The 24,336-nt window shown below is 71.6% G+C and carries 22 protein-coding genes, 2 pseudogenes and 1 riboswitch; of the genes and pseudogenes, 12 read left to right on the top strand and 12 right to left on the bottom strand.

Annotated features, from left to right (window positions below; all coding sequences use genetic code 11):
- Nucleotides 1–129: 129 nt before the first annotated feature.
- Nucleotides 130–331, bottom strand: a riboswitch (cyclic di-AMP (ydaO/yuaA leader).
- Between the two features lie 398 nt (nucleotides 332–729).
- Nucleotides 730–2,067, bottom strand: coding sequence for a Fic family protein (locus B207_RS0116210; RefSeq protein ID WP_018637614.1), 1,338 nt, complete (start codon nucleotides 2,065–2,067; stop codon nucleotides 730–732).
- A gap of 118 nt (nucleotides 2,068–2,185) precedes the next feature.
- Entirely contained in the window at nucleotides 2,186–2,380 is a 195-nt protein-coding gene (locus B207_RS34150) for an MmyB family transcriptional regulator (RefSeq protein ID WP_018637613.1), read from the bottom strand.
- A 21-nt stretch (nucleotides 2,381–2,401) separates the two neighbouring features.
- Between B207_RS34150 and B207_RS34145 the strand changes: the two are divergent.
- Both B207_RS34145 and B207_RS0116200 read left to right on the top strand, forming a co-directional pair.
- Nucleotides 2,402–2,827: pseudogene (locus B207_RS34145) on the top strand (SDR family NAD(P)-dependent oxidoreductase); the annotation flags it as partial.
- Nucleotides 2,828–2,975: 148 nt separating this feature from the next.
- Nucleotides 2,976–3,764 carry a signal protein gene (locus B207_RS0116200; RefSeq protein WP_230205046.1) on the top strand — a complete coding sequence of 263 codons (789 nt, stop codon included), beginning with the start codon at nucleotides 2,976–2,978 and terminating at the stop codon, nucleotides 3,762–3,764.
- Nucleotides 3,765–3,805: 41 nt separating this feature from the next.
- Here the strand turns inward: B207_RS0116200 and B207_RS0116195 are convergent, their stop codons facing one another.
- Genes B207_RS0116195 through B207_RS0116185 form a run of 3 tightly spaced genes read right to left on the bottom strand, consistent with a single transcriptional unit; the run spans nucleotide 3,806 to nucleotide 5,129 of the window.
- Nucleotides 3,806–4,273, bottom strand: coding sequence for an SRPBCC family protein (locus tag B207_RS0116195; protein ID WP_018637610.1), 468 nt, complete (start codon nucleotides 4,271–4,273; stop codon nucleotides 3,806–3,808).
- A 47-nt stretch (nucleotides 4,274–4,320) separates the two neighbouring features.
- Nucleotides 4,321–4,671, bottom strand: coding sequence for an ArsR/SmtB family transcription factor (locus B207_RS0116190; RefSeq protein WP_026311113.1), 351 nt, complete (start codon nucleotides 4,669–4,671; stop codon nucleotides 4,321–4,323).
- Nucleotides 4,668–5,129, bottom strand: coding sequence for an SRPBCC family protein (locus B207_RS0116185; RefSeq protein WP_018637608.1), 462 nt, complete (start codon nucleotides 5,127–5,129; stop codon nucleotides 4,668–4,670). The genes B207_RS0116190 and B207_RS0116185 overlap by 4 nt, the downstream gene beginning before the upstream one ends.
- 151 nt (nucleotides 5,130–5,280) lie before the next feature.
- On the opposite strand from B207_RS0116185, the gene B207_RS0116180 reads away from it, so the two are divergent.
- From B207_RS0116180 to B207_RS0116165, 4 genes are read left to right on the top strand one after another with little or no spacing between them, the layout of a single operon-like run.
- On the top strand, nucleotides 5,281–8,613 hold the full coding sequence (locus tag B207_RS0116180; RefSeq protein ID WP_018637607.1) for an SWIM zinc finger family protein: 3,333 nt from the start codon (nucleotides 5,281–5,283) through the stop codon (nucleotides 8,611–8,613).
- Nucleotides 8,614–8,627: 14 nt separating this feature from the next.
- The gene (locus tag B207_RS0116175; RefSeq protein ID WP_051102552.1) at nucleotides 8,628–9,782 is read left to right on the top strand and encodes an ATP-binding protein; all 1,155 of its coding nucleotides are present in this window, start codon (nucleotides 8,628–8,630) and stop codon (nucleotides 9,780–9,782) included.
- The gene (locus tag B207_RS0116170) at nucleotides 9,782–12,358 is read left to right on the top strand and encodes a DUF5682 family protein (RefSeq protein WP_018637605.1); all 2,577 of its coding nucleotides are present in this window, start codon (nucleotides 9,782–9,784) and stop codon (nucleotides 12,356–12,358) included. The genes B207_RS0116175 and B207_RS0116170 overlap by 1 nt, the downstream gene beginning before the upstream one ends.
- Nucleotides 12,348–13,595 carry a VWA domain-containing protein gene (locus B207_RS0116165; RefSeq protein WP_018637604.1) on the top strand — a complete coding sequence of 416 codons (1,248 nt, stop codon included), beginning with the start codon at nucleotides 12,348–12,350 and terminating at the stop codon, nucleotides 13,593–13,595. The genes B207_RS0116170 and B207_RS0116165 overlap by 11 nt, the downstream gene beginning before the upstream one ends.
- A 124-nt stretch (nucleotides 13,596–13,719) precedes the next feature.
- Here the strand turns inward: B207_RS0116165 and B207_RS0116160 are convergent, their stop codons facing one another.
- Together B207_RS0116160 and macS are read right to left on the bottom strand one after the other, a co-directional pair.
- Nucleotides 13,720–14,472 carry a response regulator gene (locus B207_RS0116160; RefSeq protein WP_018637603.1) on the bottom strand — a complete coding sequence of 251 codons (753 nt, stop codon included), beginning with the start codon at nucleotides 14,470–14,472 and terminating at the stop codon, nucleotides 13,720–13,722.
- A complete protein-coding gene (gene macS / locus B207_RS0116155) occupies nucleotides 14,450–15,697 on the bottom strand; it encodes a MacS family sensor histidine kinase (RefSeq protein ID WP_035740897.1) in 1,248 nt (415 codons plus the stop codon). Before macS ends, B207_RS0116160 begins: the two co-directional genes overlap by 23 nt.
- Before the next feature lie 173 nt (nucleotides 15,698–15,870).
- Between macS and B207_RS0116150 the strand changes: the two genes are divergently transcribed.
- From B207_RS0116150 to B207_RS41515, 3 genes and pseudogenes are all read left to right on the top strand, one after another.
- Entirely contained in the window at nucleotides 15,871–16,173 is a 303-nt protein-coding gene (locus B207_RS0116150) for a YiaA/YiaB family inner membrane protein (protein ID WP_018637601.1), read from the top strand.
- Between the two features lie 351 nt (nucleotides 16,174–16,524).
- A pseudogene (locus tag B207_RS41520) lies at nucleotides 16,525–16,968 on the top strand (MFS transporter); the annotation flags it as partial.
- A gap of 121 nt (nucleotides 16,969–17,089) precedes the next feature.
- On the top strand, nucleotides 17,090–17,473 hold the full coding sequence (locus B207_RS41515) for a hypothetical protein (RefSeq protein ID WP_230205049.1): 384 nt from the start codon (nucleotides 17,090–17,092) through the stop codon (nucleotides 17,471–17,473).
- A gap of 647 nt (nucleotides 17,474–18,120) precedes the next feature.
- Here B207_RS41515 and B207_RS0116135 read toward each other — a convergent pair.
- Nucleotides 18,121–18,552: an ATP-binding protein gene (locus tag B207_RS0116135; RefSeq protein WP_018637598.1), complete on the bottom strand. Its 432-nt coding sequence runs from the start codon at nucleotides 18,550–18,552 to the stop codon at nucleotides 18,121–18,123.
- Nucleotides 18,553–18,945: 393 nt separating this feature from the next.
- Here B207_RS0116135 and B207_RS0116130 point away from each other — a divergent pair, with 393 nt between their 5' ends.
- Nucleotides 18,946–19,737 (top strand): exodeoxyribonuclease III, encoded by a 792-nt coding sequence (locus tag B207_RS0116130; RefSeq protein WP_026311110.1) that lies wholly within the window; start codon nucleotides 18,946–18,948, stop codon nucleotides 19,735–19,737.
- Here B207_RS0116130 and B207_RS0116125 read toward each other — a convergent pair whose 3' ends face one another.
- From B207_RS0116125 to B207_RS0116110, 4 genes are all read right to left on the bottom strand, one after another.
- Complete coding sequence (locus B207_RS0116125) at nucleotides 19,738–19,995, bottom strand: hypothetical protein (RefSeq protein ID WP_018637596.1); 258 nt, start codon at nucleotides 19,993–19,995, stop codon at nucleotides 19,738–19,740.
- A gap of 244 nt (nucleotides 19,996–20,239) precedes the next feature.
- Nucleotides 20,240–20,533 carry a ribbon-helix-helix protein, CopG family gene (locus tag B207_RS0116120; protein WP_018637595.1) on the bottom strand — a complete coding sequence of 98 codons (294 nt, stop codon included), beginning with the start codon at nucleotides 20,531–20,533 and terminating at the stop codon, nucleotides 20,240–20,242.
- Nucleotides 20,526–20,834: a hypothetical protein gene (locus tag B207_RS0116115; protein ID WP_018637594.1), complete on the bottom strand. Its 309-nt coding sequence runs from the start codon at nucleotides 20,832–20,834 to the stop codon at nucleotides 20,526–20,528. The genes B207_RS0116120 and B207_RS0116115 overlap by 8 nt, the downstream gene beginning before the upstream one ends.
- 152 nt (nucleotides 20,835–20,986) lie before the next feature.
- Nucleotides 20,987–21,562, bottom strand: a complete 576-nt coding sequence (locus B207_RS0116110; RefSeq protein ID WP_018637593.1) for an HhH-GPD-type base excision DNA repair protein — start codon at nucleotides 21,560–21,562, stop codon at nucleotides 20,987–20,989.
- Nucleotides 21,563–21,903: 341 nt separating this feature from the next.
- Between B207_RS0116110 and B207_RS0116105 the strand changes: the two genes are divergently transcribed.
- Entirely contained in the window at nucleotides 21,904–23,484 is a 1,581-nt protein-coding gene (locus B207_RS0116105) for a plasmid pRiA4b ORF-3 family protein (protein WP_018637591.1), read from the top strand.
- The gene (locus B207_RS42885) at nucleotides 23,397–24,305 is read left to right on the top strand and encodes an ATP-binding cassette domain-containing protein (protein ID WP_407671421.1); all 909 of its coding nucleotides are present in this window, start codon (nucleotides 23,397–23,399) and stop codon (nucleotides 24,303–24,305) included. Before B207_RS0116105 ends, B207_RS42885 begins: the two co-directional genes overlap by 88 nt.
- The last annotated feature ends 31 nt before the right edge of the window (nucleotides 24,306–24,336 follow it).

Here is a 24,336-nt window from a genome sequence, read left to right as displayed (position 1 = left end):
CTGGCCGGCTGGGACATCGCGATTCCGCCACCGATCGTCGCGGCCAGCACCGGGGCGACCAGCAGAGCGCGGCCACGGCGGATCGAACGACGGTTCTTACGGGCACCCGAAGTCATAACGGACAAAATGAATGTCCTTCCCCACGCCTACGAAGTTAGCTGTCGGGTTCGGGCTGGGAATCGCCCGGCCGCACACACGTATCCGCGCCACAAAGCGCTGACGGCTTCACCCCGAGGACGTCCGGAAAGAACGCCCGGGAACACTGGGTCCCCCGCTCCCACCCTCAGATCTGGTGTGCGCCGGGCGGGGCGGGATTCGGCGTGCCACCCGGCGTGTACTCCCCAGGTCGGAAGCACGGCAACGACGTTACACGCCACCGGCAAACATTCTCCAAGCGATTGTGACAGCCATCACATTCGATAATGAAGACTTGCATTCCGACGTTCTTTCGCCCGCCACCCCGCGCCGACGCCCGATATTTCCGGACAGTGGGCGATGACCGTGGCAGGGCACCCACCTGTCCGGGAGCACCCCGCCACGAGCCGCCCACGGCCGCGCCGGCTGCGTCACGGATTCCGGCCCCCAGGGTCCAGAAAATTCTTCGTCGCCCACGCCGCACCCGCCGCCCACCCGACCAAAAGATACTCAGATCTCCGCGAATAACGGACAGGAGCAGTATGAGCCTTTCCGGGCGGTACGCACGACCTTCCACTACCGCCGCGACCTTCCTCAGTTCTCGACGGGCAGGCCGGCTCCGGGCGTCTCGTGCCGGCTCGTGGCAGGCAGCGCGGGGGTCGGACGTCGCGGTGGCGCCTCGCGGGTGTCCCATCGAGTGCTGGCGAGACGCCTCTCCGTGATGGACAGCAGGTCGAAGATCTCACGCGCAAAGTAACCCGTCGTGTTGCGTTCAACCTGCCGCGACGCGAGGACGTCGGCCGCGACGAGTTCCTCCAGCGCGGACCTGGCCGCCGGAAAGGAGACCTCCAGGACGCGCTCGACCGTGCGTGCAGTCATGACCGGTACCTCCGGGAGCATGTCGAGTATCCGGCGCAGGGCCGAACCCGCCCGCACCTGCGAGACCCGCCCGAGCGCCTGCCGCTGGCGGGCGACCCGGTCGACCCAGGTCTGTTCGAGGGCGGCCACATCCGCGCTGAAGGCCGCGGCCTGCCCGACCGCGAGATCGACCGCGTCCAGAAAGACGCGGAGCCAGGCGTTGATACCGATCCGAGCCGCCGCGGAGTCAGGAGCGCCGTCGTAGCGATAGGCGGTCAGCCCCTCGACGTACGCATCGGAACGAGTCAGCAGGATGACACTGACCGGCAGCACACCGGCGCGGGTCAGGCCTCTCCGCGTGAGCACGGTGTGGATCAGCGCACGCCCGACACGTCCGTTGCCGTCGATGAACGGGTGAACAGTCTCGAACTGGGCGTGCACGAGCGCTGCCTGAACAAGGGCGGAGTGACCGGCTCCGGACGCGTACCGACCCAGATCATCGAGCAGGCCGGGAACCAGATCGTGTGGCGGCGGCACGAACTCGGCATCCAACGGATGCCAGCTGCCGCCTCCTATCCAGTTCTGCACAGTCCGCATACCGGGCGGATCGAGGTCAGGAAGAAGCGCGCTGTGCAGTCCGACGATCCCGTCGGATGTCACCCGCGGCGCGACCACGAGAGCACCACCTGCCTGCCGCAGGGCGCTGAGGTTGTTGGCGACCAGCCGGGCGTTCTCCGAGAAGCCCCTCAGTGGCAGACCCTCGGCCTCGGCCAGCTCGACCAGCGCAAGTTGCTGGGGCGAGACCTGCAGGCCCTCGATCCTGGACGAGGCGAGTGCCTCGGAACGCAGCAGGAAGCGGGCAAGCCCCTCCAGCCCGCCGACGCCGGGGCTGCCCGCGAGGGCACGGACGGATGTCTCGACGTCCGCGCAGCGCTCGTCGAGGGCCGGGTCGACCGTGAGCGCCCGACCGACCAGCGGATCGGGTACGTAGAGCTGATAGGCACCTCCACGGCGATTACGGCTCCCCGGAGCTCCGAGGTCCGGTTCCCACCGCCTCGCCTCATACCCGGCCATATCTCGCCTCCAACCTTTAACGATCAAGGAGTTCATTAAAGTTTGACCCCTCAAACTTTAATGGACCGCGCCCTCGGCTGATCACTCCTGCCACGGACGCGGGGCGAGAACGTCAGGATCAGTGCTCGGAGAAGGTCTGGGTCCCCAGCACGGCGAGCATCTCCAGCCGCTCACCCGTCCCGGAGCCCGGTTGCGGACGGAAGAGAACCAGCCGCTGGCCGGACGGCGGGCTGATCACGACGTCGCACTCCAGGTCGAGCCGGCCCACCTCGGGGTGCAGGATGACCTTGCGGGTGGCCCGCCGGACGGCCACCTCGTGGCGGGCGCAGACGTCGACGGGCTTTTCGACGTCCACGTCAAGGCACCGTTCTTCCTCACCCAGGCACTGCTGCCACTGCTCGCTGACGGCGGCCGCATCCTGAACGTGTCCTCCGGCCTGGCCCGTTTCACCTATCCGGGCAACGCCGCGTACGCGGCGGCCAAGGGCGCGGTCGAGGTGCTGACCCGCTACCAGGCCGCGGAGCTCGGCGACCGCCGGATCCGGGTCAACGTCCTGGTGCCGGGCGCGATCGCCACTGACTTCGGCGGCGGCCTCGTCCGCGACAACAAGCAGGTCAACGAGGCCGTCGCCGGCGCGATCCCGCTCGGCCGGGCGGGCGAGCCGGACGACATCGGCGCCGCCGTCCCGCTGATCCTCGCCGACGGCTTCGCCTGGGCCAACGGCACCCGCATCGAGCTCTCCGGCGGCCAGAACCTCTGACTCTGCCCGGTCCGCTGCCCGGTCCGCTCTCGGTCCGCTCTCGGCGACAGGGTGGAGGTTTCCCGGACCGCCATCGCCTGGCCGAATCGGGACCTGGATACTGGCGGGCTCGCCTGTACCGGCGGGCTGTCTGTTCCGAGGAGTGACTGTGCCCCAGGCAGTACGACGACGCAGCAGCGGGCGCGGCGCCGTTTCCGTCAGTGCCCGCCGATGGGCCCCGCCGGCTGTTGTGGCCGTCCTCGTGGCGGTACCGCTCGCCGGCAGCTGCGCCCCCGCCGGCGGCGACGGCCTCAGCACCGGGACGGCCCCGGAGGCCCTCGCCCCGGCGACGTCTCCGACAGAGCGCCTGGTCGAGTCCCCGGTGGAAGAGCGGGCGCTCGCGCCGGCGGATCTGCAGTCGCGGTGGTGGACCTGGGCGGCCTCCGCCGTCGGTGCTGACAATCCGGTCGAGGATCCGGACGGCCACGCGTGCGCGGTCGGCCAGCCGGCGGACGTTTGGTTCCTCGCCGGCACGTTCGGCGGTTACACCGCCCGCCAGTGCGTGCTGCCCACCGAGCGACCGGTGGTCGTCCCACTCGTCAACCTGGTCGCGCAGGACCCCGCCGACTGCACCGCGCTGATGGCAGACGCGGCCGGAGGCGCCGAGCTGGACGGCTCTCCCCTACAGGCCGAGGTCTTCCCGCCGACATCGATCACCTACCGGGGGGTGGCGGGCAACCCCGTCACCGGTGACGCCGGGACCTTCCAGGGCTACGGCTGCGGCCTGTGGGTGCAGCTGCCACCGCTGGCGCCTGGCCAGCACACCCTCTCCGTCCGCGGCAGCTCCCTCGACTTCGCCACCAGCGTCGACTACCTCCTTGTGGTCTCCGACCCGGCCGCCGACGACCGCGGCGGAGGCGAAGACCACGCCGGGGCCGGCGAAATGGTCACCGTCTGACCCACGACTGCTCGGTGCCGGGCTGCTCGGTGCCGGGCTGCTCAGTGCCAGTCGCTGATCTGCACGTCCCGCGGGGCCGGCGCGCCCGCGCCGGTCTCCACCAGGGATTTCAGGCTCATCAGGAAGGAGCCCCACTTCGTGCTGCAGTGGTGCATGAACTCGACGGGCTCCTTCCAGCCCTGGTGCCGGAACAGGACAATCGTGTACTCACCGTTCTGGTGGAGGTCCCAGTCGATCGTCGTGCCCTTCCATTCCTCGGGGCCGTCAACCACACGCCAGCAGACCCGCTCGGACGGCCGCGACTCGACGACCTCCATGTCGAACCCACCGACCGGGAAACGGAACTCGAGGACGCCGCCGGTTCCGGCGTCACCGCGGCCCTGTGGACCGTCCGCCCACCTCGTGTCGACCGTCCACCAGCCGGTGAGACCCTCGACGGTCGTCAGCGCCTCGTACACCTTCTCGGGGCCTGAGGTCCTGACTCCGACCCTGTGCAGAATGTCCACCATCTCGGTTTCTCCCTGGATTCGCCGGGCATGTCATGCCGGTCTGAACATCAGTCCTGTTGGGCGCGCTGGATCGCCTCGGCGATCCGCCTGATGCGCTGCAGTCGGGCGTCCCACGCGGACCCGACCGATGCGAGCTGGGCCACCGCGCGGGCGAGCTGGGCGTCGTCCACCCGGTACCGCTTCTCCCGGCCCGCGGGCGTCGCCCGGACCAGGCCGACCCGGTCGAGGACGCCGAGATGCTTGGCCACCGCCTGACGGGTGACCGGCAGCTGCCGGCTCAGCGAGGTCGCGGTTCCGTCACCGTCGACGAGCAGCAGGTCGAGGAGCCGGCGCCGGGTCGGGTCCCCGATCGCGGACCAGAGGTCGTCGTCGACGCCCCCGGCCACCGTGGTGTTCAGGGCCGCACCCGCAGCGTCGCCACGTACGGGGCGATCCGCGGCAGGTAGAAGTCCCAGCCGGAGACGTGGTCCCGGTACTGCTCCTCGAGGACGGCGACCTCCCAGCCCATCTCCCGGAAGCCGGTCTCGGTCATCCGCAGCAGCGTCCCGCTGCCCGAGGGCGTCAGGTCGAAGGTGACCAGCAGCGAGTTGCCCTCGGCCGCGGCCTGGTCGCTCGGATGCGTCCAGCGGAACGAGAACGTCCGCGGTGGTCGCGCGTCGACGACGGTGAACGGCACAACCTTGCCGTCGGCGTCGCGGTCTCCGAAGACGATCTCCCCTGCCGAGCCGGGAGTCGGCTCGTAACGGGCGTCGTCGGGCCACCATCCCTTCAGGTGCTGGGGACTGCTCACCACGTCGAAGACGATCTCCGGCGAGGCCTCGATGTAGATCTCGCGCTCGAGGGTTCCGAACTCCATGCCAGCCTCCTGCAATGTTTGGTTGCGCATTAAGGTAGCCGCACTCCCGTCATCACGCAACCATCGGTTGCTATTTGGATCGCGCGGGCGCTCCGAGGCGGCGGCCGACCGCGGCACGAAAACTGTCGGAGGCGGGCGTCAGGATTACCCCATGTCGTCGTCAACCGTCTCGACCGTGACCCGCGAGACCGTGCTCGCCCTGGCGCCCGACGCGGCCGCCGCCCGGGCCGGTGAACGCCTCAGCGGGGTGAGCAACTGGTCAGGGCTCGGCACGTCCGGCGATGCGGCGTGGGGGGCGTGCCGTGGCAGCGGAGCGACGCCCTACCGGGTGGTGGTGCTGTGCGGCGCCGAGGCCGCCTCCACCTGTAGCTGTCCGAGCCGGAAGTTCCCGTGCAAGCACGCGCTGGGCCTGCTGTTCCTGGTCAGCGGCAGTCCCGGCGCACTCGCGGCCGGCGGCGACCCGCCGGAGTGGGTGTCGGGCTGGCTCGGCCGGCGTGCCGCCCGCGTGGACGCGGCCCACGCCCGGGCCGCCCAGCGCGCCGCGGCCGGGGGTACCGCGGGCGGGTCGGGCGCGTCCGGCACCGCCAGATCAGCATCGTCGGTGCGGGCGCTGGCTCGGCGCGAGGCCCGGGTCGACGCCGGTGTGGCCGAGCTGAACCGGTGGCTCTGCGACATCGCCCGCGACGGGCTGGGCGCCGCCCAGGCACAGCCCGCCGCCTGGTGGGAGGGCCTCGCCGCGCGGATGGTCGACGCGCAGGCGCCCGGGCTCGCCGACGTCGTCCGTGAGATGGCCCGCCTCGCCGCGCGCGGCGGCGCGGACTGGCCTGATCGGCTCACCGACCGACTCGGCTGCCTGCATCTGCTCCTCCAGGGCTGGTCGAGGCGGGCCCAGCTGCCACCCGAACTCGTCGACGTGGTGCGCGACCGGGTCGGCTTCTCCCGGGCGACCGCCGACGTGCTCGCCGGCGACAGGCTGGCCGGGCCGATGGACGTCCTCGGCGAGCGGCTGTTCCAGGCCGGGAAGTTGCAGGGGCGCCGGCAGTGGCTACGGTCGTCCCCGACCGGGCCGCTGGCGCCGCTGGTGAGCTTCGGCGTGGGGAGGAATCCACCGCCTCCCGGCCTGCCGGTCCTCACCCGCGTCCAGGCGGAGGTGGCGGTCTATCCCGGCCGCCGGCCCGCCAGGCTCGCGCTCGCCGGGGCCACCGGCGCCCCCGAACCGCTCACTGAACTTGCCGGGCTCAGGCCGCCCAGCCCTGGTTCTGGGCCTGAGCCCGGCCCGGAGGGCTCCGGTTCCGCCGCGGCGACCTGGCGGGAGGTGCTGTCCGCGCACGCCGCCACCCTCACCGCGGATCCGTGGGCCGATCCGGTCGCGTTCGTCGTCCGCGGCATCACGATCCTGCCGGCTGCCGCAGGTGACCGACACACAGCGCCGGCGGCCCGGGCGGGCGCCGGCGACGGGCGCAGGTCGTCCGGCGTGGAGAGCGCCGGGTGGCTGCTGCGAGACAGTGCCGGGCAGGCGCTGCCGCTGGCCGGCGACGCGGCGGCCCGGTGGGGCTGGTGGCTGCTCGCCGTGGGTGGTGGTCATCCGCTCGACCTGGTCGTCGAGTGGGACAGCTTCGACATCACCCCGCTGTCAGCGGTCCCGTCGCGGGCTCCCCTCGGCGTTGGCCCGAACCCACCGGCGGACCGCCCCGATCAGCCCGCAGGCAGCAGCGGTGGTACTGGCCGCGGCGGGCCAAGCCTCAGGCCAGGTGCCAGGCCGAGATCCGTGCGGCCTGCGCCCGGCTGGTCGGAGCTGGTCGACGTCGCTGTCGTCGGCACGGCGCGGGCCGCTGTACCGCCCCTCCCGGGCCTCGATCATCTCGCCGCCGAGCAGGACGGCGCCCGCGGCGCCGACGACGAGCCGCTGACCGCTGTGGACAGGCTGTTGCGGGCCACGGCGCTCGCCGCCGTCGCACGCCGGGCCGGGCTGCTACCCGCCGACGCCGGTGGGGAGCCCGCGCCTTCCCCGGCGCCGCCCGACCACGCGCCGGTCCTCGCTCCGGATGTCTCCCTCATCGTCGAGGGCGCGCTGGCGGGCCAGCCCGAGGCACGACTGCGATGCCTGGAACTGACGGCCGAACATGGCTGGCATGCGCCGGCCGAGCTGCTGTGCGACCTGCTGGCCCTGGGCCGGCGGGAGACGGAGATCCGCGTCGCGATCAGCCGGGTCCTCGGCGAACGCGGCAGGTGGCTCGCCGGCCTGCACCCGGACGGCCGGTGGGCGCGCCGCGGGACCGTCGAGACGTGGCCGACCGCTGACGCCGCCGAGCGGCGGATGCTGCTGCAGGAACTTCGCCACGATGACCCTGCCGCGGCGGTCGCACTGCTCCGCGGCCCCGCCGACGGGCCGCCGTTCGCGCCGTTCGACCAGGCGAGCGGGGCCGAGCGGGTCGCCTTCTGCGAGGCGTTACGGATCGGCACCGGGCCGTGGGATGTCGACCTGCTCGAGCATGCGCTCGACGACCGGCGTACCGACGTCAGGGAAGCCGCGGTCACGTCCGCGCTGCGGCTGCCCGGCTCCCGCCTGGAGGAGCGTGCGGCCGCCCGCACCGACGGGCTGATCACCGTGACGCGGCACGGCCTGCCCGGCCGCCGCAGCCACCGTCTCACGTTCGACACACCCGCCGGGGTCACCGACGAGATGCGTCGCGACGGTGTCCGCGATCCTCGGCCGAACATCAGCACCGCCGAGGCCCGCGCCATGCTTCTCAGCGCCGAGCTCACCCGCGTCGACCCGGCCGTCTGGGCGGAACGCACCGGGCTGACCGCCGAACAGTTCCTGGCCGCCGATGTCACCGTCGCGGGAGTGGCTCAGGAGCCGGCCTCCTGGCTGCGACGCGCGCTGTTCCCCGCCGTCGTGCGCCATCGCCGCCCCGAGTGGGTGCTCGCGCTGCTGCCCTACTCCGAACCCGAGGAACAGGGCCGTCTCATCACCTGCCTGCCCGAGCCGGCCCGGGCGGAGGGACTCACCCTGGCGTTGCGCGGCCATCCGCTGACGGCATCCCAGCCGCACGGCGACCCGCGCTCACCGGTGGCGGGGCGGGCCCGCCCGCGGCAGCCGGCGGAACAAGCCGCACTACTGCTCGCCTCCGTACCCGGGCGCTGGTCGACGGACTTCTCCCGGGCCGCGCTCGTTCCCCTGGCCACACTGCTGACCAGCCCACCCGGAGACACCTGGGTGACGTCGCGGGTCCTGCATCTGCTGACCGCCACCGCCTGGCGGATCGACCCCGAGGTCGGCCTCGACCTCGCCCGCCTCAACCCGCACCTGATCGCGCAGGCCTACGTCGACGGGCACGCCGCGCTGTGCTCCGCCCTCGAAGCGCGGCGCCGGCTGCACACCGCGCTCGCCACCCCGCCCCCCACCGGCACCGCCGCCGGGCCGGCCCGCCCGGCCCGCCCGGTCAGCCCGGTCAGCCTCGTCCAGGAAGGTCCCCGTTGACGTCCTCCACGCCCCTGCGCGCTGCCCCGGCTGACAGCAACAGCAGCCCCACCGACAGCCCGCACCTGCTGCGCCCGCACGCCGAGCAGGCCTATGCCGCCGAGCTCGCCGCGCTGGCCACCGCCGACACCCGGCAGCGGCCACCGTCCTGGCGGCTCTCTCCGTGGGCGGTCGTCACCTACCTGCTGGGCGGCGAGCTCGACGACGGGACGGTCATCTCGGCGAAGTACATCGGCTCCCGCCGGCTCGTCGAGGTGGCGGTCGCCACCCTCGCCACCGACCGCGCGCTGCTGCTGCTCGGCAGCCCCGGCACCGCCAAGACCTGGCTCTCGGAGCACCTGGCAGCCGCGATCAGCGGCGACTCGACGCTCGTCGTGCAGGGCACGGCCGGAACCTCCGAGGATGCCGTCCGCTACGGCTGGAACTACGCGCGCCTCATCGCCGAAGGGCCGTCACCGGCGGCTCTGGTGCCCTCGCCGGTGATGCGCGCGATGACCACGGGGTCGGTCGCCCGGGTCGAGGAACTCACCCGCATGGGCGCGGAGGTGCAGGACGCGCTCATCACCGTGCTGTCCGAGAAGACCCTGCCGATTCCCGAGCTGTCGAGCGAGGTGCAGGCGGTCGCCGGGTTCACGGTCATCGCCACCGCCAACGACCGTGACCGCGGCGTCAACGAGATGTCCTCGGCGCTGCGGCGCCGGTTCAACACCGTGGTGCTGCCCCTGCCCGCCAGCGAGGACGCCGAGGTGGAGATCGTCACCCGGCGGGTCGCCGAGATCGGCCGGTCGCTGGCGCTGCCGGACGAGCCGCCGCCCGTCGACGAGGTCCGCCGCGTCGTTCGGATCTTCCGGGAGCTGCGGGCCGGTGTCACCGGCGACGGCCGCACCACGCTGAAGTCGCCGACCGCGACGCTCTCCACCGCCGAGGCGATCAGCGTGATCACCGGTGGAATGACCCTGGCGACGCATTTCGGGGACGGCCGGCTGGGCGCCGAGGACATCGCCGCCGGCCTCCTCGGAGCGGTGATCAAGGATCCGTCGACCGACCCCGTCGCCTGGCGGGAGTATCTCGAGGGGGTGGTCCGCGACCGGGCGAACTGGTCGGACCTCTACCGGGCCTGCCGGGACCTTGAGGAGGACGGCGCGCTGGCCTCCCCCGGGGCCGCCTGATGACAGTCACCTACCTCGGAGTGCGCCACCACGGCCCCGGCTCGGCACGGGCGGTGCGTGCGGCGCTCGCCGAGCTCGACCCCGACCTGATCCTCGTCGAAGGACCACCTGACGGCGACGGCGCGCTCACCCACCTCGGCACGCTCACCCCGCCCGTGGCACTGACCGCCTACGCCGTCGACGAGCCGCGCGACGCCGCGTTCTGGCCGTTCGCCGACTTCTCACCGGAATGGCAGGCCCTGCTGCACGGCCGGGCGAACGGAGTCCGTACCCGCTTCATCGATCTTCCGTTCGGCCACGACCTGGCACTGCGCCGCCGCGCCGCAGCCGCAGCCGCAGCCGCAGCCGGGGCCGCGGAAGCCGGAGCCGCTCCGGCAGCCGCCCAGAACCTGGCGGCCAGAGCAACCGGGCGCGTATCCGACCTCGGCCGGCCGGCGAACCCGATACCGGACGTGGCCGGGGCGCCGGACCTGGCCGGCGTGCCTGACGTGGCCGCCGACCCGCTTGGCTGGCTGGCGTACGCCGCCGGTCACGACGACCCGGAGCGTTTCTGGGAGGATCTCGTCGAGCACCGCCGGCTCGACGGGGCAGGCGCAGTGAACCTGTTCACCGCCGTCGCCGAGTCGATGACAGCGCTGCGCGACGGCGACGGTCCTGCCCGCAGCGACGAGGCGGGCGACCGCAGCGACCGCAGCGACCGGCGGAACGACAGCGACGGCAGCGGCAGCGGCGAGCCCGCCAGCCAGCCCCGTGGTGACGAGCGCCGGCATCGCGAGCTGCTCCGTGAGGCGCACATGCGGCTGGAGATCCGTGCCGCCGGCACCGGCGCGGACGCCGCCCGCCGGATCGCCGTGATCTGCGGCGCCTGGCACGTCCCGGCGCTCGCCGGGCGAACCGGCCGGACCACCGTCACCGCCGACCGCGAGCTGCTGCGCGGCATCCGTCCGGTACGCACCGCCACAACCTGGGTGCCGTGGACGCACGCGCTGCTGGCCGCCGACTCCGGCTACGGCGCCGGCATCGCCTCGCCGGGCTGGTACCACCATCTGTGGACCACACCCGACCAGACCACCGCCCGTTGGGTGGCCCGGGTCGCCGCCCTGCTCCGCGCCGCCGACCTGCCCGCGTCGACGGCCTCGGCGGTGGAGACCGTGCGGCTCGCCGAGACACTCGCCGCGGTCCGCGACCGCGCAGCTCCCGGCCTCACCGAGCTCACCGACGCGGTCCTCGCCGGGCTGTGCGCCGGAGACCAGGTTCCGCTGCGGGTCGTCCGCGAGCAGCTCGTCGTCGGTGACGTCGTCGGCGAGGTCGGGCCGGACGTCCCGGCCGTTCCCCTGGCCGCCGACCTCACCCGGGCGCAGAAGCGGCTGCGGCTGGCACCGAGCCCGACCGAACGGGCCCTGCGCCTGGATCTGCGGCGCGACCTCGACCGGGACCGTAGCGCGCTGCTGCACCGGCTGCGGCTGCTCGGCATCGACTGGGGCGTCCCCGCGCAGACCGCCGGCACCGGCACCTTCGCCGAGGCCTGGCAGCTCGCCTGGCGGCCGTCGTTCGCCCTCGACCTCATCGCCGCGGCCCGACACGGTGCCACCGTCGCGGACGCCGCGACGACCGTCGTCACAGCGCGCACCGAGGCCGCCGGCGACCTCGCCGCGATCACAGAGCTGTTCGAGCGGGTGGTGCTCGCGGACCTGCCCGCCGCACTCGAGGCGGTGTCCGCCGGCCTCGAACGCCGTGCCGCCGCCACCGGCGACGTCGCCCACCTGATGCGAGCCCTCGCACCGCTGGCCCGCGTACACCGGTACGGCGACGTGCGCGGCAGCGACACCACCCTGGTCGTCGGGCTGACGAACAGCCTGATGACGCGCATCTGCGCCGGGCTGCCACCGGCCTGCGTCAGCCTCGACGACGACGCCGCCGACGCGATGACGGCAGCCGTCGACGGGGCCGACGCCGCGTTCCGGCTCATCGCAGATCCCGAGCACATCGCCCGGTGGCACACGGCCGTGGGCATCGCGGCCGACCAGATCGGTGGAAACCCGCTGGTGACCGGGCGGTGCACCCGGATCCTCTCCGATGCCGGCCAGCTGGCCGCGGCGGACGTGTCGACACGGCTGGCGCGGGCGTTGTCCGCCGTCGGCGGCGCGCCTGCCGAGGCGGCGCGCTGGCTCGCCGGCTTCCTCGGCCGGGCCGGCTCCGTGCTCGCCCGCGACCCGGCACTGCTCGCGCTCGTCGACAGCTGGCTGTGCCGCCTCGACGCGGACGACTTCGTCCTGGCGCTCGCCCCGCTGCGCCGCGCGTTCGCCGCCTTCGGCGGCCACGAACGCCGCATGATCGGCGAACGGATCCGTGCCGGCCTGCCCCAGCCCGCCACCGCGGGACCCCACGGCGGCACAGCTGCCACGCAGGCCTCCGTCGCTGCGACCGGCGCGGCACCTCCACTGGCTGGCGACCCGCCGGCGGACAGCGGGGCGGGCCCGGCCTGGGACATCGACCGGGTCACAGCCGTGCTGCCGACCCTCACCGCCCTGCTGGGGCTCACCACCGCGGGAAAGGACAGCTCCGATGCCCGTTGACCAGACCACTGCGATGCCTTCATCCGCACCCCTGTCCGGGGCCGACGACGAGCGGGCGCGCCGGTGGCGGCTGGTCCTCGGCGCGCCGGCCGCGCCGGCGTTCGGCGCCACGGGCAGCCTGTCGAAACAGGACGCGGACATCGACGCGGCCCTGGGCGCGCTCTACGAGAGTGGCAACGACGGGTCCGGAGACGGCGGGGCCGGTGGTCGCGGTGGGCCGCGGCGGCGCGCGGCCGGCCTGGGCGGCTCCGCCCCCGCGGTGACCCGCTGGCTCGGTGACATCCGTGGCTACTTCCCGTCGTCGGTCGTGCAGGTGCTGCAGCGTGACGCGGTCACCCGGCTCGGCCTCGCCCGGCTGCTGCTGGAACCGGAGCTGCTGGCCGCCGCCGAGCCCGACATCCACCTGGTCGGCACCCTGCTCTCGCTGCGGTCCGCGCTGCCCGAACGCACCCGGCAGACCGCGCGGGCAGTGGTCCGCAAGGTCGTCGAGGACATCGAGCGCCGCCTCGAACACTCCCTGCACTCCGCGGTGCTCGGCGCGCTCAACCGGGCCGAGCGCACCCGAACCCCACGGCTGCCCGACGTCGACTGGAACCGCACGATCCTCGCGAACCTGCGCAACTACCAGCCCGAACAGCGCACCGTCATCGTCGACCGGCTGATCGGGCACGAGCGTGCGCGGAAGGCCGCGGCGCTGCGCGACGTCATCCTGCTCATCGACCAGAGCGGTTCCATGGCGTCGTCGGTGGTCCACGCGAGCGTGCTCGGCGCGTCGCTGGCGAGCCTGAAAGCTGTGAGCACCCGGCTGGTCGTCTTCGACACCTCCGTCGTCGACCTCACCGACGCGCTGGACGACCCGGTGGACGTGCTCTTCGGCGTCCAGCTCGGCGGCGGCACCGACATCGACCGAGCGGTCGGCTACGGCGCGAGCCTGGTGCGCCGGCCCACCGACACCGTCCTCTTCCTGATCAGCGACCTCATCGAGGGCGGCGACCAGTCCTCACTGATCGCCCGGCTGCGGAACCTGGTCGACGCCGGCGTCACCGTGGTCGTACTGCTGGCGCTGTCGGACGACGGTGCGCCCGCCTACGACCACGAGCTCGCCGCGACCTGCGCGGAACTCGGCGCACCCGCCTTCGCCTGCACCCCGGACCGCTTTCCCGACCTGCTCGCCACCGCCCTGCGCAGGGAGGACGTCAGTCGCTGGGCCGCTCTCCAGGGCCTCGCCCGTGCCTGAACCCGCCGCGGCGGGCGCGGGCGGGCGGGCGGGCAACTTCATCACGCGCCCATGACGCGGCGCCGTCGCCTGTGACACCCGGCTGTCGTCGTCACGCCGTCGGCAATCTCCGCGGCGCATGAGCTCAGGAGGCATCGTCGTAGCCCTCCAGGAGGGCGAACCGGGTCAGTTCGACCCGGTTGCGGAGCTGGAGCTTCGCAAGGACGTTGTGAACGTGGTTCTGGACCGTCCGATGCGACACGCCGAGCCGGTCCGCGGCATCCCGGGAGGACAGGCCCTTCGCGACCAGCCTGAGCACCTCGATCTCCCGCGGCGTGAGTCGAGGCGCTGCCGGGCGGCCGTCGCTCGGCCGGGAGCCCGAATCCCGGGCCGCGCGGGACATGTCACCGAGGACGAGCGCGGCCAGCCCCGCGGTGAAGACGGCAGCTCCGCGCGCCGTGCGGCGAACCGCGTCCACCAGCTCCTCAGGACGAGCCGACTTGAGCAGGTACCCGGATGCTCCGGCCTTGACTGCGTCAAGCACGTCCTCCTGTTCCCCGGAGGCGGACACGACGAGCACCGAAACCGCGGCGCCGGTGAGCGGGCGCGCCGACGTGGCCGAGCCGAGCAGGCCACGGATCACGTCGACGCCCGAGCCGTCCGGCAGCCCGAGATCGAGGACGACGACGTCAGGCCGGGTCGCTGCCAGGACGCGCAGGGCCTGCGCGACAGAACCGGCGGTGCCGACGACCGCGAAGCCCGCCTCGCCCAGGTCCCGACTCAGGGCCTCCCTCCACAGCGGGTGGTCATCGACGACAACCACCCTGTCCGGCCGGTCCTTCGCACCGTCGGCTTCGTCAGGTGCACCAGCTTCGCTAGCCCTGTCGGCGCCGGACACGCAGCTCGACCTCCGTTCCCTGGCCCGGGAGGCCGGTGACGACGACGTCGCCGCCGAGATCCCGGATCCGGCCGTACACGGAGACCGCGAGTCCGAGGCGACCTTCCGACGCGGCCTGTTCGATCCGTCCAGGTGCGATACCCGTACCGTCGTCGCGGACTGTCACGGTGACCGAGTCCCCGTCGTCCTCGAGCAGCAGCCACGCCGATGCTCCAGGGCCGGCGTGCGCGGCCACGTTGTCCAGCGCGGCACGGACGGCCGCGACGACCTCGCCGGCGTGGGCCGCCGGTAGCAGCACGGGAACGCCCGGCGTGGAGACCCTCACAGCCGACACCGTCGTCGAACGTGGCGTCCTCGCCAGCTCGGCCAACAAAAGTCCAAGATCCACACCGGGACGGGGCAGCCGCGGCGGTCCTCTCCGGCGGCCCGGGCCCGTCCCGCGACCGACCGGACGTCCCGCTTCGAGCATGTGGGCCGGCCGGGGGGTACGCAGCAGATCACGCAGCGCCGACTCCTGGTCAGCGGCAAGCCTGGCCACCTCGTCGGCCGGCATGCCGCGCTGTGCCTCGCGCGCGATCAGCGAAAGTACCTGAAGGACGCTGTCATGGACGCTCCGGGCGAGACGTTCCCGCTCGGCGTTCCCCGCCTGTTCCGCCAGCACCCGCGCCAGCGCCGACTCGGCGCGCAGGGCGGTACTGCTCAGGTAGCCGACGATGGCTCCCGACAGGACGAACAGGACCGCCGGTCGCACCGACGAGTCGTCCACCGAGCCATGGGTGACGAAGGAGGCCACGGCCAGCGTCACACCACCAGCAGCGCCTCCCGCGGTTCCGCCGGCGAGCGCGGCACTGAACACACCGCTCGCGGTCCACAGCGCGGGCAGGACGTCCGCGGACCCGGCCGAACTCACTACGCCGCTGGTCAGCAGGACCAGAGCACACACCATGACGTCAGCCACGACCAGGCCAGCGCGGAGCCGGGACTGCCGGCTGTCGGCCGCCGGCGCGAGCAGGGACATGACGACCGACCAGACCACCAGCGCACCGAACCAGACGAGCCCGCGGGCCGGGTGGGCAGTCTGCCCCAGGTCACGACCGACTGTCACGATCGCATAGAGCCCCGTCACCAGGCGGAAGACAGCGAGTGACCGCCACAGAGCACCACGGACGCCGTCCGGCCCGCGGAGGCGGCCCGATCCACGGAGGCGGTCCTGGCCCTGCGGCATGCGCAGTGGCATGAGCACCCGCCAAGTGTTGCAGAAAGTCCTGGTTCGCACGACAACGAGTAGCTTCGCTACATCCGGTCATCCGCGTAAGCCGTCCGTGGAAACTGAGCCATCCGCGGAAACTGAGTACGTCGACTCAGGTCAGACTGCGCCGGGCGGGCCAGGGTGGGTTCATGACCACCACCAAGGCCGCCATCTCCAGGACGACGACCGCGTTCATGGTTCAGTCCGCGCTCTCCTTCGGCATCTCGGTGACGGCGGTCTCCTACGCGATCGCCCACCTGCCCGGGAACGGCTGGATACGCGGCTTCCTCATCGTCGGCATGCTGTACGTCGTCACGTCGACGTTCACCCTCGCCAAGTGCGTCCGCGACCATCAGGAGTCCTCGGCGGTGATCAGCCGGGTCGACCAGGCACGCCTGGAGCGGCTCCTCGCCGATCATGACCCGTTCAGGCAGTCCGGCTCCCTGCACTGAGACGCTCCGGAGCCAGCTGGCTACCGAGCCGGACGCTCCCGAACCGGGGCACTCGGAACGCATCTGAACTCGGTTTACATTCTCCCGCCGGGGAGCGGTAGGGGAGGCCCGGAGCCGTCGACAGCGGGCAGCACGCAGCGGGCAGCGGGCACCCGCACAGGAGGCGACCACAATGCAGACACCGAGGCAGATGGTCCGCACGGGGCGTGACCGGAGCCTCGCTCCTCCCGCGTTGACCGCCCCGGCGCCGGCGCGTGGGGACACCGCTGTCGCTGCCGAGCTCGCGGCGTGAGCGCCACGGACCTCCGCGAACGCCCGGCCGGCGAGGCGGAGGAGGACGGGGCGCCGTCACTGCCGCGCGCCCAGGTCAATCTGATCTTCGGCACGATCCTGCTTGGAATGCTGCTCTCGGCGCTGGATCAGACGATCGTCTCGACGGCGCTGCCGACGATCGTCAGTGATCTCGGCGGGGCCGGCCACATGAGCTGGATCATCACGTCCTACCTGCTGGCCGAGACGATCGCGACCGTTCTCGCCGGCAAGTTCGGCGATCTGTTCGGCCGCAAGCGGATCTTCCAGCTCAGCATCGTCATCTTCGTCGTCGGATCGTTCTTCTGCGGGCTCGCGAGCACCATGCCCGTGCTGATCGCGGCCCGCGCCGTGCAGGGCATCGGAGCCGGTGGCATTCTCGTCACCGCCACCGCCCTGATCGGTGATGTCATCCCGCTGCGTGAGCGGGGGCGTTACCAGGGCGCGCTCGGCGCGGTGTTCGGCCTCACGACCGTGGTCGACCCGCGAGGCCGTCCGCGGTCCCGGCGAGGGCTTCGCGATGCCGGCGAGCCAGAGTTCCGACGCCGAGCTGGAGACACTGATCAGCCGCCTCGTCCGGCGGAACCGGGAGGCGGTCGGCGATCTCGTGGCCAGCTCCGGAGCGGGAGTCGACCTGCCCACCGCCTGGGGGCTGCTCGGCGTGCGGCTACGCACCCGGCTGCGCGACCACCCGCCGCGGCAGCGGGACATCGAGCGCCGCCTGTGCATCCCGCACGGCGTGCTCACCTCGTTCTACGACGGCCTCGTGGCCGAGGGCTACCTCAGCCGGGACGGCGAGCTCCTGCTCCTCACCGACCGTGGCCGCACGGCCGTCGTCACACTCGGCGACGCGTGGACGTCCTGGCTGTCCGAGCAGCTCGTCGAGTCCGACAGCGAACGCGCGGTCATGGACGCCCGGGTCCGCGCCGCGATCGGCCGCATCGCCCGACGCCTCATGGCCGAGGACCAACCGGATCTCACCCCGGCCTGACCTCCAGGCCCGACACCTCGGCCCGGCACCTCGGGCCCGACACCTCGGCCGGGGCCGGACGTCGAGCGGGCGGACGAAGACCCGCCCACCACCGGCGGACGTCCACCCATCACCGGCCGACACCTGCCCGGCGTGCACGTCCCCGGCTCGCCGGGTTTTCGGCCTCGGCGGAATCGGAAAAGCTGACGGAGGCGCCGGTTCCGAACCGACCTCAGCCCGGGATCCGAATTTTCTGTTGAAGAACTCGCGTGTGCCAGGAATATGCCACATGCATCCGAGCGCCGCGCGACGCTGGGCGGCCATGGCTCGAGGCGACCAGCGTGCGGTCGATCGCGAGATCGCCTATCAGGAGACAGCGATCAGCGCAGGCACCCTGAGCCCGAGTGACGCATTCACTCACTGAGAGTCCGACCGGTTCGCCCCGGGTCCGCGCACGGATATGCGTGCGCGGACCCGGGGACCCATCGACACCTTCAGACAGCCGGCGAGAACCGCCCCACGCTCTTCTGCGATCGGAGCAGTTCTCGCCAACGGGAGTTCCGGCACGGCCCGCGATCAACCAGGGCCGGGTGCTGGACCCCGCATCCGGCGACGCGCAGCAGTTCGGTCCGGCCCGTCCGCTCGCGCGCAGGGCAGGGCAGGGTCGGCTACTCGCCGCGGTCGCCGCGCCGTTTCGTCAGTTCGATCGCGACTCGCTGGCCCGGCCCGGTGGAGCTGCCGACCTCGCCGGCCAGTGCGTTCAGCACGGTCCAGGCGAACGTGTCCCTCGACAGCGGCTCACCGCCGAGGCTGTCGACCGAGACGGTCACCCGCAGGAAGCCTGGGGAGAGCGTGAAGACGCACTCCAGGGCCGATCCCGGGACGGCGGAGACCAGCAGCAGGGCGGCGGCCTCGTCCACGGCGATCCGCAGGTCCTCGATGTCGTCGAGGGTGAGGTCCGCCCGCGTGGCCAGGGACGCGGTCGCGGTGCGCAGAACGACCAGGTAAGCGCCGGCGGCGGGAACACTGAGGTGCGCGACATCGAGCAGACCGCCACCGTGGCCATCGCCGGGGCTGCCCGTGCCATCGGCTGCATGCATCTGAACCACGTTCCACTCCCAGTGCTGGGTCGTTCCGGCTCCGAGACTCGTCGCCGACGTCAGGTTCGAGGATGGACGGTCACCCGGTCAGCACGACCCCGGCACTGCGCGACTACCCGATCAGACGAGCCGCACCCATACTGCTTCCTCTCCGGTCCTGCTCCGGCCCGGCTCACGGACGACCCTCCGCTGACCCTTCACAACCACCAAGGTCCATTCAGGCCGACGTCGCCGTCGTAGCTCCGAGATGAACGTCAGCCTCGGGTGGATGGCTGCGCTCCACCCGAGGCTGGCCCGACCCCAGTCCGCCTTCTCCAGGGCACTGCCCGAGGGCGGTGGTTGCCAGCCTGCTTCCATGGTGGACAGGGCGACGGACGAGGAGGCCGGGGCACTGTGCTCAGGGTGGCGACGGTCAACGTGAACGGTATTCGCGCGGCCAGACGGCGAGGAATGGGTGCGTGGCTGGAGGCCCGGTGCCCGGACATCCTGTGTGTTCAGGAGGTGCGCGCCGACGACGCGGTGCTGGCGGACTCGGTCGGGTCCGGCTGGCACATCGTCCATGAGGCGTCGGGCGCGAAGGGCAGGGCAGGGGTCGCGATCCTGTCCCGGATCGCACCCACGAGCGTCCGCGCGGGTCTCGGCGACTTCACCGGCGCCGGCCGATGGGTGGAGGCGGACTTCGCGCTGGAGGGCGATCCCGGGCTACTGACAGTGGTGTCCGTGTACGTGCACACCGGCGAGGCGGACACACCCCTGCAGGAGGAGAAGTACCGCTTCCTGGCCACCATCCGAGAACGCATGGCAAAGCTGGCAGCCGACGGCCGGAACGTGCTTGTGTGCGGCGACCTCAACATATGCCACCGCGAGATCGACCTGAAGAACTGGAAGGGCAACCTGAAGAAGGCCGGATTCCTTCCTCCGGAACGAGCCTGGCTTGACCAGCTGTTCACCGAGGATGGTTTCGTGGATCTCGTGCGAAGTTTCACGGGAGAACAGCCGGGCCCGTACACATGGTGGTCATGGCGAGGTCGGGCCTTCGATACCGACACCGGCTGGCGAATCGACTATCTGATATCGAGCGACCAGCTGGCCGGACGGATCACGGCCGCCGCCGTGGATCGGCCGCCGACGTACGACCAACGCTGGAGCGACCACGCACCGGTGTATGCCGATTTCGACGTGTAGTTACCGCGAGACACCCCGTGTTCCCCGCGGCCCCTCGCCCCGCGCGCTCATCCGGTCCGTCCCGTCGAGCGTGAGTTCCGCTCCGGCTTCCCTGAGGCCGGTGACGCCGCGTTGGAAGGCGAAGTCGGCGGCCAGTCCGAGTTGGCAAAAGGCAGGACGACGACCGGAAAACCACAGCTCGAACGTCGCGGCCAGGACGCCCAGGGCATAGTTGTCGCTGATGCCCGCAGCCCATTTGTTGATCGTGTTGTAGGTCACGGCATCCTAGATACGACCGCATCCGCGGGAGTTGCCCTGGGCACGACGCGCCCCGAAACGCGAAACTGTGGTCCAGACGACCTGCGCCTTGGCCACAGCCTTCATCTGCTTCGCGCCACAGCGTAGTCCTCCGACCTGGGTCTATCCGGTCGACATGCCGCCTGACCTGCGGTTCTCGCTTTCAGTAGTCGCCACTGACGCGGGCCGTTTTCCGGCGTTCTGCGGACTGTTTGCGGACCGCAGATCACGCTGATTCACGGAGAACCCTGCGCACAATCTCTTCGACCTGCTCCACGCTCACGACAGGAGCTTCGGGGCTCTGAACCGCCCGAGCAAGGATGCGCCGGACCAACACCGAGGTCGGCAGCTGCTCGGCGGCGGCACGGGCCTTGAGCGCCTCCGCCAACGATGCGGGAACCCGTACAGACACGACGGCCTGCTCAGCTTCCACGGCCTCCGCCTCGGCAGCCTCGGCCTCCTCGGTCGCGTACTCGGCGCGGATCGCGTCACGCCGGGCACGCCTGGACGCATCAGTCACCGTCGTCCTCCCCCTCCAGGTAGTCTCGAAGATCGCTTCCGCGGGTCTTCCACGCGGTGATCCCAGCCTCGTCGATCGAATCGACGATCACGGTCAGCACGAACCCGGCACTGCGCGAGTACCCGATCAGGCGAGCCGCGCCCATCCTGCTCCTCGGATCCGGGTCACGAACGATCCTCCGCGGATCCTTCACAGCCTCCAAGGTCCACTCAGGCTCGATGTCGGTCGCACCGGGATAGCGATCAGACCGACGCCGGATGTACTCCGCGTCCTCCTGGTCCCACCAAAGGCCGTCCACCACAACTTACAGTGTCACACATCTACTCACACGCGGGAAGGATCGCTGGACGGCGACCACAGCGAGTCAACACGGCGCCCGACACAATCGGACGGCCCTGTCCGCCCAGCGGACTCCGTGCGGACAGGGCGGAAATTCGCCCACAGACCTGCAGGTCAAGAGGCTGCGGTCTTCGTCGCGGCCTTCATCTGCTTCTTGTAGTCGCGGACCTTGTCGCGGCTCTGCGGGTCGACGATGTCGGCGATGGAGAGGTAGCTTCCCGCCTCACCGAACGGCGCGGTGGCCTCCTGCCAGCCTGGCGCCTCGACGCCCAGCTGCTTGCCGAGCAGCGCCACGAAGATCTTCGCCTTCTGGATCCCGAAGCCGGGCAGCGCAGCGACCCGCTTCAGCAGGTCCTTCCCGTCTGCGGCGCCTGTCCACACCCGCGCGGCATCGCCGTCGTAGCTGTCGATGACGATCCGGCAAAGCTTCTGCGTCCGCTGCGCCATCGCCGCCGGGAAGCGGTGCAACGCGGGCTGGATCGAGAAGATCGCCGCCAGCTCGTCCGGATCCATCGCGGCCAGGTCGACCGCGTCCAACGAACGACCGAGCCGCCGCGTCAGCTCCAGCGGGGCCGCGAACGCCCGCTCCAACGGGATCTGCTGGTCCAGCACCATCCCGATCAGCAACGCCAACGGGTCGTTCGTCAGCAGCTCGTCCGCCTCGACGATCTGGCTCAGATGCAGTCCCACATCATCACCGTAGCCGGGTCGGCCGGACGGGTCAGCTACGCCTGCTCGCCGATCATCGATGCCACGGTGACTGCCCCCCCCACGGACGCCAACGCGGCCGGGCCGTCGCGGGCCAATCAGGCACGTGTCAGGCGTCGGTCGCATGAAGGTACCGCAGCCTGTGCAGACTCAAGGGTATGAGCCCTGTGAGCCGCGGTCGCAAGAACGGAAAGAAGCCCTCCTCCAAGAGGCTGGCACCCGCCGGGCGCGGCTCCCGGCCCGCGCTGTCCTCCGTGCCGGACATCCGTGATCAGTCTCCGCGGTGGCCTCATGACGACGGTCAGCCTCATGACGACGATGAGATGGGGCTGCGCACGCTCACCACCGACATGCTCGAGATCGGCAGGACGCTCCGCGAGAACGACGACCCGCTACTGGCGGAGGTGGCCGGTGCGACGTTCGCTGTGCTTGACGGCCTCGTCGATGGATCCGTCGGGGAGGCGTTTCTTCAGGAGATCGTGCCGCGGCTGGAGACCACCGCGACCGGGGACGCCCTTGCGGTGCTGCTGGCGGTTGGTTCCGTCGCGTCGGGGCCGGTCGGTGCCACGGCGAACGCCGCCGCCGGCCGGCTCGCCGCGGCCGGCGTGTCCCGGCCGGGGTGGGCGCAGGAGCTGACGGCGCCACTGGTGGCCGGTGACTTCCAGCGCCGGTACGACGACGAAGGTGCCGCCGTCTTCCTGAGCTGCACCGTCGAGCGGGCGGGCCGGCGCCACGCGTTCCTGGTGTGCGTCGACCCGTCGGCCTGCGGTGAGGCTGACGACATCCTCGTCCTCCCGGCCGAGGACCTTCCCTTGATCCTGAAGGAGATCACCGCGGAGGCTCGCAAGGACAAGGTCGGGCTGCGAACCGAGACGCTGGACGCCGAGGAGTTCCGCTGGCAGGTCGAGAACGCCCTGAACGCACGGGCGGTGCACGACGGCGAGCTCCCGTTCGACGGCGACGGCTATGGCGACGACGGGGAAGCCGGGGAAGCCGCGTCCTTTCTCCAGCTGTTCGGCGAGGAGGACGAGATCCCCTTCGGCGAGGAGGACGGCCAGGACGGGCCGCCGTACGAGGCCGTGGCGCTGGTGCTGCGGTCACGTCTCGCGACGCTCCCGACTCCGCGGAGGCCACCCGCGCCTCATCCGGACGGCGACGGGGACGAGGACGAGGTGATCGACGTACTCGGTGGCATGGCCGAGCTCGTCAGGATGCTGGACGAGCGGGGCGTGAACCCCGCCGAGCTCCTCGCGGGCCTGACGGGGAACCCGAGGGGGCGACGCGGCCTGTCAGCGGCGGGCTGGGCGCTGGCACCACCGCTCCCGAAGAAGCCGAAGCGGGCCAAGGGACAGCGGGCCCCCGTCTACCAGGTCAAGGTCGGGCTGCGCGGCGCGAAACCACCGATCTGGCGACGGCTGGAGGTACCGGCCAACACCAGCCTGGAGCGCCTGCACACCATCCTCCAAGCGGCCTTCGACTGGGACGACAGCCATCTGCACGCCTTCGAGACGCCCTACGGCAGGTTCGGCACACCAGACGCGGATCTTGACCAACGCGCCGAGCAGCCGGTGTCGCTGGAGCAGGTGCTTCCCACCCTCAAAGCAAAGATCCGTTACACCTACGACTTCGGCGACGACTGGGAGCACGAGATCCTCCTGGAGAAGATCCTCGAGCCCGACCCGTCGGTCCGCTATCCGCGCTGCACCGGCGGGCGCCGCGCGGCCCCGCCGGAGGACTGCGGCGGCATCTGGGGCTACGAGGCGCTCCTGGAGATCCTCGGCGACCCCAGCCATCCCGAGCACGACGAGCGGCTGGAATGGCTGGGCCTCGGCAGCGCGGCCGACCTCGACCCCACCGCGTTCGACCCTCAGGGGGTGACAGCCGCGCTGTCCCGGCTCCGCTGACGGCGGCGCGACGGCTCGCCTGGCAGAAGACCGTCACCGAAAGAGGTCTTGACAATTCTCGCGAACCGTCACAGGCCGCCACGCGGACCGGAACCAGCAGCGATCACCAGCCCCGGGGAGGAGGACTGGTCGCCGTGGTCTACGCCCACGGTCGAGACAAGAAGTCCGTCCATGGGGGGATGACCGCGAGGTCAGCGGACTGGATTCTTCCGCCATGGGATTTCACGAACGGCGGACGCGGTTGCGGCCAGCCGGGCCGGTGCGGCTATCACCGTCGAGGGCCGGCAAAGCACTACGGCAGATTTACCGCCGTTGAGAACGTATCGTTCAGCATTCGTAGCGGAGCCATCACCGGATTCTTCGGACCCAATGGAGCGGGCAAGACCACGGCACTCAAGGTGATCAGCGGGATTGCCCGGGCGAGTGCAGGGCAGGTTCTGTTGAACGGTCACGAGGCCCCTGCGCGTGACGCCCATACCCTGGGAGCCTTCATCGGACCATGTGGCGCCCCATCCAGGGCGCTCGGCGCGCATACACCTGCGTTCGTTGGCGACCATGGCCGGACTGCCGCGCGCGCGGGTGTCCGAGGTGCTGGCGCTGGTGGGCCTCGAGCAGGACGCGCGTCGCAGGGTCGGGAGGTACTCGCTCGGCATGCGCCACGGCTTGGTCTCGCGGCGGCGCTGCTCGCCGATCCGGACATCCTGGTGCTGGACGAGCCGACCAACGGGTTGGACCCACAGGGGATCCGATGGCTGCGGACCCTGTTGCGGGAACGGGCCGACTCGGGCTGCACCGTCGTGCTGTCCCCAGCCACTCGCTGACCGAGGCCGAGCGGCTGGTCGACGAACCACC

It is taken from the genome of Parafrankia elaeagni (assembly GCF_000374165.1).
GTDB lineage: Bacteria > Actinomycetota > Actinomycetes > Frankiales > Frankiaceae > Parafrankia > Parafrankia elaeagni.
The sequence above is the reverse complement of the archived record's forward strand: the minus strand, read 5'-3'. Positions and strand labels throughout refer to the sequence as shown.

Bases quoted from the DNA above. Each gene is read 5' to 3' on its own strand.
- B207_RS42885 (WP_407671421.1), top strand. From the start codon at position 23,397: ATGGCTGGGCCTCGGCAGCGCGGCCGACCTCGACCCCACCGCGTTCGA.
- B207_RS0116170 (WP_018637605.1), top strand. From the start codon at position 9,782: ATGACAGTCACCTACCTCGGAGTGCGCCACCACGGCCCCGGCTCGGCA.
- B207_RS0116180 (WP_018637607.1), top strand. From the start codon at position 5,281: ATGTCGTCGTCAACCGTCTCGACCGTGACCCGCGAGACCGTGCTCGCC.
- B207_RS0116210 (WP_018637614.1), bottom strand. From the start codon at position 2,067: ATGGCCGGGTATGAGGCGAGGCGGTGGGAACCGGACCTCGGAGCTCCG.
- B207_RS0116165 (WP_018637604.1), top strand. From the start codon at position 12,348: ATGCCCGTTGACCAGACCACTGCGATGCCTTCATCCGCACCCCTGTCC.
- B207_RS0116105 (WP_018637591.1), top strand. From the start codon at position 21,904: ATGGGGCTGCGCACGCTCACCACCGACATGCTCGAGATCGGCAGGACG.
- B207_RS0116135 (WP_018637598.1), bottom strand. From the start codon at position 18,552: ATGCATGCAGCCGATGGCACGGGCAGCCCCGGCGATGGCCACGGTGGC.
- B207_RS0116150 (WP_018637601.1), top strand. From the start codon at position 15,871: ATGACCACCACCAAGGCCGCCATCTCCAGGACGACGACCGCGTTCATG.
- B207_RS0116195 (WP_018637610.1), bottom strand. From the start codon at position 4,273: ATGGTGGACATTCTGCACAGGGTCGGAGTCAGGACCTCAGGCCCCGAG.
- B207_RS0116185 (WP_018637608.1), bottom strand. From the start codon at position 5,129: ATGGAGTTCGGAACCCTCGAGCGCGAGATCTACATCGAGGCCTCGCCG.
- macS (WP_035740897.1), bottom strand. From the start codon at position 15,697: ATGCCGCAGGGCCAGGACCGCCTCCGTGGATCGGGCCGCCTCCGCGGG.